Below are 15,467 nucleotides of genomic sequence, written 5' to 3' on the forward strand. Positions count from 1 at the left end.
TGGCGCAGCTAGTCCCAGAGTACCGAAGACCAAAACACCTTGCCGACGACACTGATGCCCTTATCGATCATGTCCTGGACGGTGTAGTCCTCGTCGTCATGCTCGACTCGGTTGAAGCTGCGCAGGCGGAGGCCGTCGCCTGGCAGGCGGTAGAGCTGCTTAACGCGTAGCTCGCCGTCATGCTTGATGACGTACACCTTGCCGTCCTTGACTACGGTATTGCCCAGGTTGACGCCCACCGTGCTGCCCTCCGGTAGGGCAGGCTCCATGCTGTTCCCATGGACGGTCACGCACACCGCCTTGTCGAACTGAACGCCCTGGTTGCGGAGGGTGTACTTCCCCATTCGAATCTTCTTGCCGGAGTCGAAGTCCTCCGCAATTCGGCCAGTTCCTGCGGCCACTCTCACGTCCTTAAGCAGCGGAATCGCTACCTCGTCGTCATCCAGTTCGGTGTCGTCATCCCAGGCAGATATCGGGCCGAGCATTGAGGCTTCGGATTCCGGCATGAGATCAGGGATGGAGTCTTCCTCGCCCATCAAGTACCCGAGCGAAACCCCTAACGCAGATGCGATAGCGCGAAGCTTCGGATTTCGTGGAACGTTTTTGCCTGACTCCCACGCCTGTACGGACTGAGGAGTCACGCCAAGTGCGCGCGCCAGTTCGGATTGGTTGAGTCCCCGGGCCGTTCGCGCGCGGGCAATTCGCTTGTCAATTTCGCTCATTGAAAAAGGGTACAAGCAACCGTTGTAGCTGGCATTGCAATTCTCGCTTGTAATTTCCATTTGCTGGCTGTAACTTTGCGTTGTAACTAAGACCGAGGCCGTGCCATGAACGAAAACCCTGCAATCAAGGCTGCTAACGCAGCTGGCGGACAGTCCGCGCTTGCTCGTGCGCTTGGATGCACGCCGCAGGCTGTTCAGCGCATGTGCGCAACCGGAAGAATCCCGGCGGAGCGAGTTCTGCAGATTGAGTCTGCGAGCGGGATATCTCGCCACGAACTGCGCCCCGACCTGTACCCGGTCGAGCCATCACCAAAGACGAAAGCCGCTTAATCCGAGAAAACCATCATGTATGCAGACCCCAAACACATCCGTGACCACATCACTAAGGTTCGCCTTGATGAGGACACCGACGACCTTCTTCAGTGTCTGGCGAAGTTTCATCGCACGCAGAAAGCAGTCCTGGCCCGTGAGCTTCTGGAAGCCAGCCTGCGCGAAATGCTTAACCGTCTTGAGGGCGACGATACCGGTTCGATTGACGTGGCCTGAAGGCCCTAGCGGGGGACTTATGGCTGAAACAGATTTTGCGCTGGATGAGCACTACTTGCGTGCGCTCCATGAGTTGGCGAAGGAAACAGGCAAGTCGCCTGAGACTTTGATCAACGATTTGATAAATCAGAGGCTGCGAGAAATGACGATGCCGAGAGGTAACACCGGGAAGGTGCAGCCATTCAGGAGGAGGGCAGGGCCTGAAAAGGGGCTGAAAGACAGGCAATAAAAAACCCGGTGGGAAAGACCGGGCTTTTCAACAGCAAAAACATCTGAGGGCTCAATAATGCCTAATCTGATCAGCACTTTCAACATCTCGACCATGAGCAGTTTCGATTTACTCGAACTGGTCAATCAGGCGCGCATCCAATTTGGCGAAAGCGAAGTGCGCCGCGCTGATTTTACCGCCAGATGCCGTGATGAGCTGGACGGCGAATACTACGAAACTTTCGTAGTAAGGAATTCCCGCGGCCCAGCATCTGAAGGTCTGCGTTTGACCAAGGATCAATGCCTGCTGGTTTCGATGCGAGAATCGAAGTCGGTGCGCCGTTTGGTCGTAGCCAAGCTGAATGAGATGGATCAGCCGAAGCAGCTGTCGACAATCGAGATTCTGGAAATGGCCGTGGAGTCAGAGAAAGCCAGACTGGCTCTGTCGGCTCAAGTTGAAGAGCAGGCTGTGCGCATTGGCGCGCTTGAGAACCTGTTCAAGGAAGGAATGACCGTCCCGCAATTCTGCAAGGGCCTCAATGGGGTCAACGTCATGCAGGTCGCGAACTACCTTGAAGGCCGCAACTGGCTGTTCAACGAGAGTAAATCAGGCATCCGCTGGCGAGTCGCTGCATACGCCAGGGACAAGTACCTCACAGAACATCAGGTCGAGGTTACGCCGCACGGCAAAGAGCCCTTCATTTCCTTCACGCCGGTGCTACTGCAAAAGGGCGCTGCTCGCCTTCATGAGCTCTATCTCGCTGGGGACCTTCCAATGAAAAAGACCTGGGATGGGTTGTTCACCCACGACAAGGCATTCAAGGGGGTCGCATGATGGCCCGGTCACGGAATATCAAACCTGGGTTCTTCCAGAACGAAGACCTTGCCGAGCTCGACTTCGCAACTCGCCTGCTATTCATCGGCCTATGGACCGAGGCCGACCGCGAGGGGCGTCTCGAGGATCGTCCCAAGCGTCTCAAGATCGCGCTGTTTCCAGCTGATGACGTTGATATCGACTCGATGCTGGAGGCTCTGTGTGGCAAGGGATTTATCAGCCGCTACGAGCGCGGTGGCAAGTCGATCATTCAGGTTGTGAAGTGGGCCAAGCACCAGAACCCGCACAAGCGCGAGGGCGCATCCGTGTTGCCTGCGGAGGATGACGAGCCGGAAGAGCTTGGTCAGGACGAATCAGGGCCTCAAAAGGCTGATATTGAGGCCCTCTTCGAGACGTTCTGGAAGTGCTACCCGCGCAAGACTGCCAAGGACAACGCCAGGAAGTCGTTCGCCAAGGTCAATCCTTCGCCTGAGCTAATGGACAAGATCATGGAATCTCTGGCCCAGCAGCGCGCGTCCGCTGGATGGCTGAAGGATGACGGTCAATTCATCCCGCACGCAGCCACCTGGCTGAACCAGAAGCGCTGGAACGACGAGGTGAAGCCTGCCGGCAACGTCCATGCGTTCCCTGGGCAATCCCGCCATTCCGGTTTCGACCAGCGTGATTACTTCGATGGCCTCGTAGAGCGGGAGGACGGCACCTATGGCCTCTAACGCCCCCAAGCAACTGTCCGTCGCTGCCGAAGAGTACCGTGACACCTGCGAGATTCACGGCGAGTTCACTGGCCGAATCACGCGAATCCTTGGCCGTGAGTTCAAGTCTGGCTGCCAGCAGTGCGCCGAGATCCGGCAGCGTGAAGCCGAAGAGGCCAAGCGCGAAGCGGAAGTCCGTGAGCAGCGAGCCAAGCTGAGCCGGAAGCTGGGCAGCGCAATGATTCCGCCGCGCTTTGCCGAGAAGACCTTCGAGAACTACACCGCGAAGACTGACCGCCAGATCGCGGCTATGTCCCGTTGCAAGCAATACGCCGAAGGCTTCCGCGAGCACTACGACGCCGGTCGCTGCCTGATGCTGCTTGGCAGGCCGGGCACGGGGAAAACCCACCTTGCGGCCGCAATCGCCAACCACTTGCTGCACAACACGCCAGCGATGGCGGTGTATCGCACCCTGGGCGGCATTCTCCAACACATCAAGGGCAGCTATGACCGCGCAAGCGAGTACAGCGAGGCCGACGCGCTCGAATCGCTGACTTCGCCGCATCTGCTGATCATCGACGAGATTGGCGCCACGAAAACCACCGAGTTTGAGCAGGCGACTCTCTTCACGATCATCAACACCCGCTACGAGAACATGCTCCCGACTGTGATCGTTTCGAACCTCCCCCCGAAGGAGCTTCCGAACGCCATGGGCGAGCGCTGCGTGGATCGTATGCGCGAGGGCGGTGGGATCGTGGTCGGGTTCGACTGGGAATCGGCCAGGGGGCTCGTATGAACTGCCTGACCGAAGCTCAGCGCCTCACCGTCGAGCCGCTGAAAAAGACAGGGTTTGCCGTAGAAGGCCGTAGCGAGTCTGTCATCCGCATGAAGCGCGGCAATGACTACCGCCTGGTGCAGTTGAACGGGGCGCAGAAGCGCGCATACGGAGCGAAGCAATGAAGTGGCGTCAGGAAAACCCGTGGCTTGCTATCAGCGATGTTGGGTATCGGGTTGCCAAGTTTGTAGCGGGCGCCGAGGTGATGTATCGCGCCAGCATCCGCGGCGAGTTCATTGGCTCAGTGACTGACACGTTTGCCGAGGCGAAGGCTATCTGCGAGCGCCACTTCCAGATCATGGGCATGGAGGATGCGGCATGAAGACATTCACAGATGGCGAGCTGTTGGAGTTGCTCAGAAGCGCTCATGCGGTTGGCGCCAGCGATGCGGTGTATGAGATAGCAAGAGGGTTCGAGAAACCAGGCATCGACCGCCGACTTCTTGAATTGATCCACGCTGACACAGGCGGGTTCGATGGGAAGGGGCAGGCTGTAGGGGAGAAGAGCGAATGAAAGATCACACGGATCGCGCTGTGCCCAGGGTCGCAATCACCGCAATTTGCACCGCTCTATTCATCGTATTCGCCTGGGTGCCAACGATGACGCTTTGGATCAATCCTTGGTTATACGAAGGCGTCGTTTACCCGAGCCACGAGTGGAAGAAGGCCTGGGTGCTGAGTAGTTGGTTCGGATTTGCGCCGATCATGGTCGCCTTCGCTTACGCGTTCACGACCATGTACAGGGCGATGCGCCGCGATGAGCGCGAGCGAGAAGCCTCACGAGCTGCCCGTTCAGCCTGGTATCGGAACGAGACGCACGAAGCGCGGAGGCTGCCATGACCACCAAATGGGATGAGCTGGAATGTGTGGCCAAGAAAGCCACGCCGGGACCGTGGTGGGTCGACAGCCATGGCATGCATATGGTCTCGAAGCATAAGGGTTGGAAGCTGGTATTCACTGCTGACAACCGCATGGGGCCAGCTACTCGTCACCCTGAAACCGGAGGGCTGTCACACTGGCCGAACGACTGGGATGCCACCTTCATTGCACAGGCAAATCCAGCCGCCGTTCAGGAATTGATTGCGGAGGTGAAACACCTAACCGAAGAGAACGATCGCGTCCGTGCGGCAAACCTCGAAGGCGTTGACTGGGTGAATGCAGCTCGCGCTGACATTGACCAGCTAACCCAGCGCCTCAACGAAACGCTAGAGAAGCACCGCGCCACCTTCAGCCAGCTTGAGCAGAAGGGGCGGGAGTGCGAAGAGCTGCGGAAGGATGCTGGTCGTGGTCGATGGCTGCGCGACATGGCTACGACAGAATTCCTCGCGGATCTTCCCGAATATGCATGCGTCGATAACCGCAACAAGATGATCGACGCGGCCATGGCAAAGGAGGGCGCCTCCAATGGCTGACCTCATCATGCGCAATATGGAAGACCTGCCTCGCTTGCTCGGCGTGCTACATGCCCAGGACTTCGACAAGCCCAAGAAGATCGTGATCAAGGATCTGGACCGCAGCGGCGAGCAGAACAAGAAGCTGCACGCTGCGCTGGGCGACATCTCACGTCAGGTCGAGCACGCCGGAAAGAAGTGGGACATCCTCATCTGGAAGCGCCTGCTGACCGCCGCCTGGATGCGTGAGGCGGGCGATAACCCGCAGCTCATACCAGCCGTGGACGGAAACGGGTTCGACATCGTGTACGAACGCACAAGCAAGCTAACCGTCCGGCAATGCGCAAGTTTGCTTGAGTGGATTCAGGCATTCGGGGCTGAGCACAACGTGCGCTGGAGCCAGCGGGATTTGTGGAAGGGGCGTTACTGATGACCGAAATTTGGAAGGAAATACCAGGTTTCGCTGGTCGCTATTTGGCGTCAACTCATGGGCAGATAAAGGCTGCAGGTCAGGTCGTACGAAACTGTCCGAGAGGCGTTTGGTACGAGCGCGTTATTCCTGAGCGCGTGCTGAAGACCAACATTGGCCGAAATGGTTACAAGCGTACGACGCTCACTTATGAGGGAAAGCCACAGCTATGGCTCGTTCATAGACTGATAGCGATGACCTTTCTGCCTAATCCAGGGGGTCTTCCGTGCGTCAACCACATAGATGCGTGCAAGCTCAACAATCGGGTTGAAAATCTGGAATGGGTTACCCACGCCGAGAATATGGCACATGCGGCCCGGCTTGGCCTGATGCCGTCAATGTCTGGGCCAGGCATGGATAGCCCCGCTGCGAAGCTGACAGATGATTGCGTTCGAGCAATAAAGCATCGGCTAGCCGAAGGCGAGGGCCCGACTTCCATAGCAATGGACTACCCGGTTTCGCCGTCTGCGATTGGGGAGATTAAAGCAGGTCGTAGCTGGGCGCACATCAAGCGTGTCGGTTGTGAGGAAGTGCCAGCATGACCGGCTACATCATCAACAACTGCAAACCTTCGGCCGTGACCGTCGAGATCGGCAACGAGAAGACCACGCACGCGAACATCGATGCTGCCTGGAAATACGTCGACGGCAAGCGCGAGGAAGAGCAGCTGGACCTGTTCGGTCAGGAAGAGCCGCCGCTCCAGCTCAAGGCCGTGTATGGCGGGCAGGACGACTACGAGGGATTTGGCAAAGCGTGGCTGAGGGAAGCGGGGTTGCTCGATGACTAAGCAGCCACGCCCGAAGAAGTGCCGCCACTGCAAGGCTGAGTATGTGCCGGTTCGCCCGATGCAGGTTGCGTGCGGGCCGGTATGTGCCATCGCGCTGGTGAATGCGAAGAAGAGGAAGGAGCGCAAGGCCCTGGAGCTGGTGGAACGTCGCGAGATCAAGGTGCGCAAGCAGGCACTTAAGACCCGCGGCGACTACGTCAAGGAAGCGCAGAAAGCATTCAACGAATACATCCGGTGGCGCGACCGGGTTGCCGGCCATCCGTGTATCTCCAGCGGCCAGCCGTTGGATTGGTCCGGCAACCAAGTCGACGCTGGGCACTATAGGTCGACCGGGTCCGCCCCGCACCTTCGCTTTGACGAACGCAACTGCCACGCCCAGAGCAAGCAGGACAACCGCTATCTCTCTGGCAACGCCGTGGACTACCGAATTGGGCTCATTGCCCGTATCGGTCTGGAAGCAGTAGAGGCATTGGAAGCCGATCAAGAGCCCCGGAAATACACCATTCCTGAGCTCCAAGCCATCACCGCCAAATACCGCGCCCTGGTCCGCCAGCTGAAGAAAGAGGACGTAGCAGCATGACAGCCTACAACGACGCAGCACACGCAATCGCTCGAGCCATGTCGATCGAGACCAACGACGGCACAGCGAAGTCCGGCTGGCAGATGCGCTACCAGGCAGGATTCCCTGAGCCTCGCGGGAATGGTACAGGGTTGAGCCCGGATGAGCGCCTGACGCAGGACGCCATCACCCGCGCCATCCTGCACAAGTACCTGCCTGAAGCCGCCTGGCACGCCATCGTGGCGAAGTACAGCATCAACGATGTGGAGGTTAGGGATTCTGTTCTCTGGCTAATACGCCGCGTACAGAGCCCAGCGCACCATCTGTTCAAGACGAAGTGCGTGACGGCATGGGCTATCCCGCGTCGCCTCCCGGATGCGTTCTACGTCCTTCACAGCTGGGATGCGGACGGCACGCCGGAGCGGACACTGAGGGAATGGCGCAGCAAGACGCGCCGTTGGCTGGAGATGCAGGTCAACGTCGCATTTGAGTCGGCAACCTTAGTCCTCGAAGAAAAGGGGCTTATCGAGCAAAGAGATGCTGCGTGACGATACTAGCCTATTGACACACCCGCCGGCCCGCCGTAAAGTTTGCCAATCTGCGGTTTAGTCCATTCGGGTCAGATCGCAATCAAATTAAGAGCCTCGCCTAGTGCGGGGCTTTTTCATTTGCGCCTGCGCATGCCGGTATTTGGTTCCGGCGTTTTCTTCGGAGACTGACGTGGATGAGCTAAAACCCGTCATCGAGTGGATGCTCCCAGGCTTGCTGGGAATGCTCGGTGGACTGGTGAGCTACTTCTACCCACCCTCTACCGAGATGCGCTTCCACTTCTGGCTCTTCGTATCGAAGATCCTTCTGTCCTTCTTCGTTGGCAAGGTAGCTGGCGAATTCATCGCACTGGATAACACGTTCAGATCCGGCTACATCATGCTGCTGGGATTCTTCGCATACCCTGTGATGGGGATTGCGGAAGTGAAGCTGAAAGCCTGGGTCGAGAAGTTCTCACCTGGAGCACAGTGATGCTGATGATTTCCGTCGCCGCGGCGCTTGCCTATGGTCTCGTCATTGGTCGCTGTCTGCTGTTCGCCATCAACGGTGAGCGCTTCCGCCAGGACGACAGGGCAGAGGCTGCATTCATCTTCACGGGATCACTGATCTACGTGTTCGGCCATATCGCCGTATGGGTGTATGAGCCATGGAAGCTGATCAATAACACGGGTGGAGCTGCGATCATCGTTGGCTTCACTCTCTTCACCGCTGCTTACTTCTGGCACCGCATTGGTTCACTCATGATCGGCAGGGACCGCAGGGTTGCCCACCGCCGTACTCGGAGTGTCCATGGCTAAACGAATCAAGTATCTGGGTCGCTGGGTATTTGCCGCACTGATGGTCTTCATCGTGGGCAATGGCCTTGGGTACATGGGTAGGACATGGGAGTGTCGTGGTGACAGGCAGACGGTATACATCGCCCCGCCTGGCTACGAAGCCCACACAGGCATCCTTCCGCCGAAGCTGTACGAGGTGAGCGTGACCAAGTGCACGCTGCCTGAGCAGTGGGGTGGGGATCGCCCGGCACTTACCCGTTACCCGTAAAGAGACAAGCCCGGCGCCGTAGAAAGCAACCGGGCTCTAGCGTCCGCAACCCGGGAAGGAATAACCCGTGACGCATTGATGAATAATAAACGGCATGACTGAGCGGATCCGTGATCGGTGCCACGTCATGAGGCAGAGGCGCCAATGTTCCGCGTCGACACTACTGGCATCGACGAGCAGATCGCAGAGCTTACAGATCTTGAGCGAGAGCAACTGCCTTTCGCCGCAGCCCTAGCGCTCACGCGAACGGCTCAGGACGTAGAGCAGGCGCTCGTGTCTGAGATGCAGAATGTCTTCGATAGGCCAACCCGCTGGACACTGAACGGTCTTCGCGTCTTCCCCGCGACTAAGCAGAAGCTTGTTGCTCGGGTATGGATGAAGAACGAGTCGGATAAGGCAGCACCCGCAACCACCTGGCTAACACCAGAGGTATACGGTGGTCCTCGCCGTGATAAGCGCACCGAGTCGATGCTCAAAGCCAAAGGCATCCTGCCAGCTGATCGCTACGTCGCCCCGGGTGACGGCGCTGAGCTCGACCAGTTCGGAAACATGAAGCGCGGCCAGCTCACTCGGATGCTCTCAGGTGTGCGCGGATTCACCGAGACCGGGTACAGCGCTAACGCAACCGGCAGCGTCCGAAGTCGAAGGAAGGGCAACGCCAAGTCATTCTTCGTAATGCGTAAGGGGAAGGATCCAATCGGCATTGCTCAGCGGGTAGGCCGTAAGCGCGATGACGTGAAGATGATTGTCGCCTTCGTGCGTAAGCCCAACTACACCAAGCGGTATCGGTTCTTCGAAGTGGCGGATCAGGTTGCAGAGCAACGATTACCCGAGCGATTCAAGGAAGCGATGGCGCAGGCGATGCGTACACGTAGGCCGCGATAAAGGGGCGCACCACGCTGGTGCAATGGGTCCTCCCGGACCACCCCCGCCACCGAGGGTAATTCGAGCCTCGACCTTTCGCTTCATACGAGCATTTCCCTGTAGGGCTGTGTCCGCGTCCGGATTAGAAGTCAATGGCAACACAAGCAGAAGTAGCAGCTCATCTGGATATAGGTGATCGCCACCTGCGGCGCTTGATTGAAAAGGGCGTCCTTCCTAGCGGAAAGGGCTATGGCGGCATGGATATCGATGCCGCAAGGATCTCATACATCCGCTATCAGCGAGCCGTAATAGATGGCTCGGTAAAACCGGACATAGAGCTAGCTCCGGACGAGTCTGGAGAAGAACTTGAGCAGGAGCTGCTGAAGGAAAGATTGCGGCTCACTGCGGCGCAAGCCGAAGGCCAAGAGTTAAAAAACGACATCTCAAAGCGCAAATCGGTACCGACCGACTTCGCGATGTTCGCGCTTTCCCGACTGGCATCCGAAATTGGATCGATCCTCGACACGCTTCCGCTCACATTGAAGCGAAAGCACCCTGAATTAGAAGTCCGGCATATCGAGTCCGTACAGCGAGAGCTATCGAAGGCCCGCAATCGCGCCTCTAGCCTGGATGACCGCCTGATCGGACTGTTGAATGAATATCTCGAGCTTCCAGATTGAGGAATTTGCCTCTGCTGTGAAGGCGGGACTGATCGCTCTCGCTCGGCCGGCTCCACAGACCCCTGTCGAATGGGCGGACGAGCATTTCTACCTCTCGAGCGAGTCGTCGTATCAAGAGGGCGCTTGGGAGACCCTGCCGTTTCAGGTAGCGATCCTGAACGCCATGGGCAACGACGAAATTCGCACGGTGAACGTGCTGAAGTCGGCCCGCGTCGGTTACTCGAAGATGCTGCTCGCGGCAGCGGCGTACCAAACGCAGCACAAGCGCCGGAACATCCTCTTCCTGGTGCCCACTGACGGCAGCGCCGCGGGCTTCATGAAGTCTCAAATCGAGACGATGATCCGTGACGTACCTTCGGTGCGCGATCTGGCCCCCTGGTACGGATCTAAGCACCGGGACAATACGCTCGACACGAAGCGCTTCACTCACGGCAAGCAGCTGTGGTGCCGCGGCGGTGCGGCGGCGAAGAACTATCGCGAGCTTTCGGCGGATACGGTCATCTATGACGAGCTGGCGGCTTTCGAGCCGGACGTCGAAAAAGAAGGTTCGCCGACCTTCCTTGGTGACAAGCGCATTGAGGGGTCGACATTTCCGAAGTCGATCCGGGGGAGCACCCCAAAGATTAAGGGCACCTGCCAGATCGAGGCAGCTGCTGGCGAATCCCCGCATTTCTTCCGGCTTCACGTGCCATGCCCTCACTGCAGGGCAGAACAGAGCCTGAAGTGGGGCGGCAAGGACTGCGACTACGGCATCAAGTGGGATCCGGAAAAGCCGCAGGATGCCTGGTACATCTGCGAGGCCAACGGCTGCCGTGTAGTGCAGCACGAGATGCAGGCAGTACAGGCCGAAGGCCGTTGGATATGCGAGAAAACCGGCATCTGGACGAACGACGGCATCGATTTTCATGATTCCGAGGGAAACCCAAGGCCGGCGCCTGACTCGGTGACCTTTCACGTGTGGACGGCATACAGCCCGTTCACGACCTGGGGGCGCATCGTTCTGGACTTCCTGCTCGCCAAGACCGACCGGAACAAACTGAAGACCTTCGTTAACACCACGCTTGGCGAAACCTTCGAAGAAGACGAAGGCGAGAAGCTGGAGTGGGAACACCTCTACGCGCGCCGCGAAGTATGGCAAGCCTTCCCCGAGCGAGCCGTTCTACTCGTAGGGTTCATCGATACCCAGGACGACCGCTACGAGGGTCGAGTCTGGGCGTTTGGGCCGGGTGAGGAGAGCTGGTTGGTCGACCGCTGGATACTCTACGGCGACCCCGCCGGGGAAGAGCTCCGCCGCAAGGTCGGGGAACGCTTACACAACACCTACCGTAGAGCGGACGGCCAAGTCCTTCGCGTAGCGCTGTGGGGCTGGGACTCCGGTGGCCACTACACCGATGAGGTGTACGCCGAGAGCCGTAAGCACGGCATTCGTTGGGTGATCCCTACCAAGGGCCATTACCTGCCGGGCAAGCCGATCGCAGAATTTCCCCGCACCAAACACAAGTCGGGCACCTACCTGACGATGCTGGGTACCGACAACGCCAAAGAGCTGATTTACAGCAGGCTTCGCATTCAGCCTCAGCTTTGCGAGGCAGTACCTGGCTGCGTCCACCTTCCTGCGAATGACGACATCTGCGACGAGGCGGAGCTGAAGCAGCTCACGGCCGAAGTGAAGGTGCTCAAGATCGAGAAGGGCAAGCGGGTCCACAAGTGGGATGCCAAAGGGCGCCGGAACGAAGCACTGGACTGTTTTGTGGGTGCGGTAGCGATGGTTCGAATCGCTCAGCAGCACTTCGGGGTGGACTTGAGCGTCACCCAGCCAATCACGACATACCGGCCGACTCGCGGAGTACGCAGTTCGGTTCGATGAGGAAGGCCATGATCCGAAAAACAGACGCTCAGATCCGCCTCGAGCAAGTCCGAGCCGCGATTAGCAAAATCCTGACCGGCGCCCAGTCGGTGAGGTACGGCGATCGGCAGCTAACCCGGGCCGACCTCGGGACGCTGCGGGATCTTGAGAAGGAATACGCGCTTGAAGTGAGCGCCGAACAAGCCCGCCTGAAGGGGCGAAGTCGCAACCGAATCACCTACCTAGGAATCTGACATGGGCTTGTTCAACCGCACGCCGGAGGAAAAAGCGCTCCGCGAGGCGATCAAACTCGTCCAGAGTCAGCAGCCAAAGGCCCAGGGTGGGGGTGGTGGAAGCGAAACCCGCTGGCGGGGCGCGTCCCGCATGCTGCGAAGCATGGCCAGCTGGATACCGTACCTCGGTAGCCCGTCCAAAGACCTATCAGCGGTCGAGCGCAAGACCCTGGTCGCTCGTTCGCGCGATGCTATGCGGAACCACCTGCTGGGTCGGGCCGCGGTCGTCCGTGTTCGTACAAATGTTGTCGGCACTGGCCTTATCTGCCGACCACAGGTGGACTTCGAAGCACTCGGAATCACAGAGGAAGAGGGCGAGCAGCTAAACGCCCAGCTTGAACGGGAATGGACGCTGTATGCCGAAGACCCCCGTGAATGTGACGCCGAGGCAAGCAGCACGCATTACCAGCTCCAAGGTGTCGCGCTGATCTCAGCTTTGACTGGTGGCGATGTATTCGTCACCACTCCTGACATTGAGCGGGAAGGGACGGTCTTCAGCACCCGGCTCCAACTGATCGAGACGGATAGGGTCTGCAACCCGAACGGAACGCCTGACACTGACAGCCTGTGCGAAGGCATTGAGTTCGATAGTGCTGGCGCGCCGGTATACGTCCACGTCTGCAGCGGTTACCCGAACGAGAAACGCTTGAGCGCGCCACTGAAGTGGGAGCGGCTTGAGGTGTTCGGGTCCGAAACCGGTCGCCGTCGCGTGATGCAGATCTGGTGCGATAAGGAACGACCCGGCCAGAAGCGCGGGGCGCCCTACTTGGCGCCGGTGCTGGAGCCCTTGCAGAAGCTTGAACGCTACAGCAGCGCCGAGCTGATGGCTGCGGTCATCAGCGCCATGTTTACCGTCTTCCTCAAGAAGGGGGAGAACTTCAACCAAGGTAATTTGGGCCTCACTGCACTCTCGAATGAGGACCAGCAGGGCGGTCAGGCTGAGCTTCCACCGGTGCAACTCGGTGAAGGTGCGGTAGTGGACCTGGCGCCTGGCGAAGAGCCGATGGTGGCCAACCCGGCGCGCCCGAACGCCCAGTTCGATCCGTTCTTCACGGCAGTCGCCAAAGAGATCGGCGCCGCGCTGGAGATCCCACTCGACGAACTCATGCTGCACTACAGCAGCAGCTACAGCGCCGCCCGCGCAGCGATGCTGCAGGCCTGGCGCATGTACCTCACCCGCCGCTGGTGGCTGGTGTGTGACTTCTGCCAGCCGAGCTACGAGCTTCTGGTCGATGAAGCGGTGGCACGCGGGCGTATCCGCGCACCGGGGTACAGCGATCCGGCTCGCCGGCGCGCCTATACCCGCGCGGTGTGGATCGGCCCAGCCAAAGGCGCCATCGATGAGCTCAAGGAGGCAAATGCAGCCGGCAAGCGCATCGAGATAGGCGTCAGCAACGAAACAATCGAAGCCGCCGCCATGACCGGCGAGACCTGGCAGCAGATCTACCGGCAGCGCCGCCGTGAGATTCAGCAGCGAGAGAAGGACGGCGTTCGCAACCCTGCTCCTGCTTCGGCGAATGACCTGCCAGATGAAGATCCGGCTAACCGAGAGGAATAACGATGCCTAGTGCATTCGAAATGGCCGCTTCCCGGCCATGGCTCATGTTGCCTGACTCGCTCGATCAACTGATGGCGATTGCTGATCGGCAGGGCGATCCAGAGGCACTTGAGGCCCGATTGGGTCGGCCGCTGGAAAACACGCGAACCGTCACCGTGCGTGATGGAGTGGCAGTGATACCAGTGGTCGGTCCGATCATGCGGTACGCCAACATGTTCACGCGCATCAGCGGCGCCACGAGCACTCAGGAGCTCGCGACCGATTTCCAGGCGGCCCTGGATGATCCCAAGGTCAGGGCCATTGTTTTCAACATCGACAGCCCAGGCGGCGAAGCAAACGGGATCAACGCCTTGGGCGACATGATCTATGCAGCCCGAGGCAAGAAGCCAATCAAGGCCTTCGGTGGTGGAAGCGTTGCCAGTGGCGCCTATTGGGTTGCCAGTGCGGCCGACGAGCTTGTCGTCGACGACACGGCACTGGTGGGCAGCATTGGGGTGGTGGTTGAGGTCCTGACCCGCGAGGCCAAGGCCGGCGAGAAGCGCTACACCATCACCAGTAGCAATGCCCCAAACAAGCGGCCGGACATCGAAACCGATGCTGGCAAGGCTGAAATATCAAAAAGCATCGACGCGCTCGCCGGTGTCTTCGTGGCCAAGGTCGCGCGGAACCTGGGCGTCGATGAAAAGGAAGTCCCTGCCATGGGTGACCACGGCGGACTGCGCGTAGGGGCTGCGGCTGTTGAAGCCGGCCTCGCCCACAGACTGGGCTCACTCGAGGGCCTGATCAATGAGCTGGCCAAACCAGCAGCAAACACTCCCAGGAGTCGCACGATGAACGTAAGCAGCACCGAGGATCTGCGCGCAGCACTAGCCGCGGGCACCGATCCGAACACCATTCAGATCACCCAAGCGCAGCAGCCTGATGTTGCAGCAATCAAGGCAGAGGCAGCCGAAGAGGGCGCCAAGGCCGAGCGCGAGCGAATCCAAGGCATTCAGGCCCTTTCGCAGCCCGGCTTCGAGCAGGAAGTCAGCGCGGCTATCGAAAGCGGCATGACCGTCGAGGCGGCGGGCCTTTCGCTCTTCAAAGCGGCTAAAGACCGGGGCATCACCCTGGCTGCCATCAAGAACGACGCCACCAAAGCGGAAGGCACGACGCCACCCGCTGCAGAGGCGAAGCATCTCATCTCTACCAGCTCGATCTGGGCAAGCCGTAAAGGAGCGAAAGCATGACCATTCTCGAACAAGGCGCACGCGCCGGTGATTTCCTACTGAGCGAAGCCAAGGGCGAGCGCTCCCGCGAACAGGTCGACCTGCTTGCGCTGACCGAAGCTGCACCGGCCGGCACGATCATCATCTTGGATGGTGACGGTTACAAGCCCTACGAATCCCCGGAAACGCCCGCCGCGATCACAGCGCCGCTGGCCATTCTGTTCAACAACAAGCCCGCTAGCGAAGACGTGCAGTACGCTGCCGTTATCGTCCGCGATGCCGAGGTCGACGGTGATTTGCTCTTTGGTCTGGATGACGCGGCACTGACCGCACTCGCCAGCCAGGGCGTAATCGTCCGCTAACCACACAAAACCTTTCCAAAG

The 15,467-nt window shown here is 59.2% G+C and carries 27 protein-coding genes; 25 read left to right on the forward strand and 2 right to left on the reverse strand.

Features of this window, described 5'->3' with window-relative positions; translation table 11 throughout:
• Positions 1 to 8: 8 nt before the first annotated feature.
• A complete protein-coding gene (locus ACY8D3_RS05225; RefSeq protein ID WP_462382245.1) occupies positions 9 to 722 on the reverse strand; it encodes an XRE family transcriptional regulator in 714 nt (237 codons plus the stop codon).
• 105 nt (positions 723 to 827) lie between these two features.
• Here ACY8D3_RS05225 and ACY8D3_RS05230 point away from each other — a divergent pair, with 105 nt between their 5' ends.
• Together ACY8D3_RS05230 and ACY8D3_RS05235 are read left to right on the forward strand one after the other, a co-directional pair.
• Positions 828 to 1,052, forward strand: coding sequence for a YdaS family helix-turn-helix protein (locus ACY8D3_RS05230; protein WP_462382247.1), 225 nt, complete (start codon positions 828 to 830; stop codon positions 1,050 to 1,052).
• Positions 1,053 to 1,067: 15 nt separating this feature from the next.
• Positions 1,068 to 1,268, forward strand: coding sequence for a hypothetical protein (locus ACY8D3_RS05235; RefSeq protein WP_462382249.1), 201 nt, complete (start codon positions 1,068 to 1,070; stop codon positions 1,266 to 1,268).
• Positions 1,269 to 1,394: 126 nt separating this feature from the next.
• Here ACY8D3_RS05235 and ACY8D3_RS05240 read toward each other — a convergent pair whose 3' ends face one another.
• Complete coding sequence (locus ACY8D3_RS05240) at positions 1,395 to 1,592, reverse strand: hypothetical protein (protein ID WP_462382251.1); 198 nt, start codon at positions 1,590 to 1,592, stop codon at positions 1,395 to 1,397.
• Here ACY8D3_RS05240 and ACY8D3_RS05245 point away from each other — a divergent pair.
• The 23 genes from ACY8D3_RS05245 to ACY8D3_RS05355 all read left to right on the forward strand — a co-directional run bounded on the left by ACY8D3_RS05245 (position 1,591) and on the right by ACY8D3_RS05355 (position 15,446).
• On the forward strand, positions 1,591 to 2,310 hold the full coding sequence (locus ACY8D3_RS05245; protein ID WP_462382253.1) for a Rha family transcriptional regulator: 720 nt from the start codon (positions 1,591 to 1,593) through the stop codon (positions 2,308 to 2,310). The genes ACY8D3_RS05240 and ACY8D3_RS05245 overlap by 2 nt on opposite strands.
• The gene (locus ACY8D3_RS05250) at positions 2,310 to 3,023 is read left to right on the forward strand and encodes a hypothetical protein (protein ID WP_462382255.1); all 714 of its coding nucleotides are present in this window, start codon (positions 2,310 to 2,312) and stop codon (positions 3,021 to 3,023) included. The genes ACY8D3_RS05245 and ACY8D3_RS05250 overlap by 1 nt, the downstream gene beginning before the upstream one ends.
• A complete protein-coding gene (locus ACY8D3_RS05255) occupies positions 3,013 to 3,798 on the forward strand; it encodes an ATP-binding protein (protein WP_462382257.1) in 786 nt (261 codons plus the stop codon). Before ACY8D3_RS05250 ends, ACY8D3_RS05255 begins: the two co-directional genes overlap by 11 nt.
• The gene (locus tag ACY8D3_RS05260; protein WP_462382259.1) at positions 3,795 to 3,962 is read left to right on the forward strand and encodes a hypothetical protein; all 168 of its coding nucleotides are present in this window, start codon (positions 3,795 to 3,797) and stop codon (positions 3,960 to 3,962) included. The genes ACY8D3_RS05255 and ACY8D3_RS05260 overlap by 4 nt, the downstream gene beginning before the upstream one ends.
• A complete protein-coding gene (locus ACY8D3_RS05265) occupies positions 3,959 to 4,159 on the forward strand; it encodes a hypothetical protein (RefSeq protein ID WP_462382261.1) in 201 nt (66 codons plus the stop codon). The genes ACY8D3_RS05260 and ACY8D3_RS05265 overlap by 4 nt, the downstream gene beginning before the upstream one ends.
• Positions 4,156 to 4,350 (forward strand): hypothetical protein, encoded by a 195-nt coding sequence (locus tag ACY8D3_RS05270; protein ID WP_462382263.1) that lies wholly within the window; start codon positions 4,156 to 4,158, stop codon positions 4,348 to 4,350. The genes ACY8D3_RS05265 and ACY8D3_RS05270 overlap by 4 nt, the downstream gene beginning before the upstream one ends.
• Entirely contained in the window at positions 4,347 to 4,676 is a 330-nt protein-coding gene (locus ACY8D3_RS05275) for a hypothetical protein (RefSeq protein ID WP_462382264.1), read from the forward strand. The genes ACY8D3_RS05270 and ACY8D3_RS05275 overlap by 4 nt, the downstream gene beginning before the upstream one ends.
• Positions 4,673 to 5,248, forward strand: coding sequence for an ead/Ea22-like family protein (locus ACY8D3_RS05280; protein ID WP_462382266.1), 576 nt, complete (start codon positions 4,673 to 4,675; stop codon positions 5,246 to 5,248). Before ACY8D3_RS05275 ends, ACY8D3_RS05280 begins: the two co-directional genes overlap by 4 nt.
• Complete coding sequence (locus ACY8D3_RS05285; RefSeq protein ID WP_462382267.1) at positions 5,241 to 5,657, forward strand: recombination protein NinB; 417 nt, start codon at positions 5,241 to 5,243, stop codon at positions 5,655 to 5,657. Before ACY8D3_RS05280 ends, ACY8D3_RS05285 begins: the two co-directional genes overlap by 8 nt.
• Positions 5,657 to 6,238: an NUMOD4 domain-containing protein gene (locus ACY8D3_RS05290; protein WP_462382269.1), complete on the forward strand. Its 582-nt coding sequence runs from the start codon at positions 5,657 to 5,659 to the stop codon at positions 6,236 to 6,238. The genes ACY8D3_RS05285 and ACY8D3_RS05290 overlap by 1 nt, the downstream gene beginning before the upstream one ends.
• On the forward strand, positions 6,235 to 6,483 hold the full coding sequence (locus ACY8D3_RS05295; RefSeq protein WP_462382271.1) for a hypothetical protein: 249 nt from the start codon (positions 6,235 to 6,237) through the stop codon (positions 6,481 to 6,483). The genes ACY8D3_RS05290 and ACY8D3_RS05295 overlap by 4 nt, the downstream gene beginning before the upstream one ends.
• On the forward strand, positions 6,476 to 7,063 hold the full coding sequence (locus tag ACY8D3_RS05300; RefSeq protein WP_462382273.1) for a recombination protein NinG: 588 nt from the start codon (positions 6,476 to 6,478) through the stop codon (positions 7,061 to 7,063). The genes ACY8D3_RS05295 and ACY8D3_RS05300 overlap by 8 nt, the downstream gene beginning before the upstream one ends.
• On the forward strand, positions 7,060 to 7,590 hold the full coding sequence (locus ACY8D3_RS05305) for a hypothetical protein (protein ID WP_462382275.1): 531 nt from the start codon (positions 7,060 to 7,062) through the stop codon (positions 7,588 to 7,590). Before ACY8D3_RS05300 ends, ACY8D3_RS05305 begins: the two co-directional genes overlap by 4 nt.
• Before the next feature lie 172 nt (positions 7,591 to 7,762).
• Positions 7,763 to 8,062, forward strand: a complete 300-nt coding sequence (locus ACY8D3_RS05310) for a hypothetical protein (protein WP_462382277.1) — start codon at positions 7,763 to 7,765, stop codon at positions 8,060 to 8,062.
• Positions 8,062 to 8,388, forward strand: coding sequence for a hypothetical protein (locus ACY8D3_RS05315; protein ID WP_462382279.1), 327 nt, complete (start codon positions 8,062 to 8,064; stop codon positions 8,386 to 8,388). The genes ACY8D3_RS05310 and ACY8D3_RS05315 overlap by 1 nt, the downstream gene beginning before the upstream one ends.
• The gene (locus ACY8D3_RS05320) at positions 8,381 to 8,635 is read left to right on the forward strand and encodes a hypothetical protein (protein ID WP_462382281.1); all 255 of its coding nucleotides are present in this window, start codon (positions 8,381 to 8,383) and stop codon (positions 8,633 to 8,635) included. The genes ACY8D3_RS05315 and ACY8D3_RS05320 overlap by 8 nt, the downstream gene beginning before the upstream one ends.
• 144 nt (positions 8,636 to 8,779) lie before the next feature.
• Positions 8,780 to 9,520, forward strand: a complete 741-nt coding sequence (locus tag ACY8D3_RS05325; protein ID WP_462382282.1) for a hypothetical protein — start codon at positions 8,780 to 8,782, stop codon at positions 9,518 to 9,520.
• Positions 9,521 to 9,651: 131 nt separating this feature from the next.
• Positions 9,652 to 10,179 (forward strand): terminase small subunit, encoded by a 528-nt coding sequence (locus tag ACY8D3_RS05330; protein ID WP_462382284.1) that lies wholly within the window; start codon positions 9,652 to 9,654, stop codon positions 10,177 to 10,179.
• Positions 10,154 to 12,046, forward strand: coding sequence for a phage terminase large subunit family protein (locus tag ACY8D3_RS05335; RefSeq protein ID WP_462382285.1), 1,893 nt, complete (start codon positions 10,154 to 10,156; stop codon positions 12,044 to 12,046). The genes ACY8D3_RS05330 and ACY8D3_RS05335 overlap by 26 nt, the downstream gene beginning before the upstream one ends.
• An 8-nt stretch (positions 12,047 to 12,054) precedes the next feature.
• Complete coding sequence (locus tag ACY8D3_RS05340; RefSeq protein WP_462382287.1) at positions 12,055 to 12,279, forward strand: hypothetical protein; 225 nt, start codon at positions 12,055 to 12,057, stop codon at positions 12,277 to 12,279.
• A 1-nt stretch (position 12,280) separates the two neighbouring features.
• On the forward strand, positions 12,281 to 13,876 hold the full coding sequence (locus ACY8D3_RS05345; protein WP_462382289.1) for a phage portal protein: 1,596 nt from the start codon (positions 12,281 to 12,283) through the stop codon (positions 13,874 to 13,876).
• A gap of 2 nt (positions 13,877 to 13,878) precedes the next feature.
• Positions 13,879 to 15,105, forward strand: coding sequence for a S49 family peptidase (locus ACY8D3_RS05350; RefSeq protein WP_462382290.1), 1,227 nt, complete (start codon positions 13,879 to 13,881; stop codon positions 15,103 to 15,105).
• Positions 15,102 to 15,446 carry a head decoration protein gene (locus ACY8D3_RS05355; RefSeq protein ID WP_462382292.1) on the forward strand — a complete coding sequence of 115 codons (345 nt, stop codon included), beginning with the start codon at positions 15,102 to 15,104 and terminating at the stop codon, positions 15,444 to 15,446. Before ACY8D3_RS05350 ends, ACY8D3_RS05355 begins: the two co-directional genes overlap by 4 nt.
• Positions 15,447 to 15,467 lie beyond the last annotated feature (21 nt).

This window comes from Pseudomonas sp. Marseille-QA0892 (assembly GCF_054950135.1).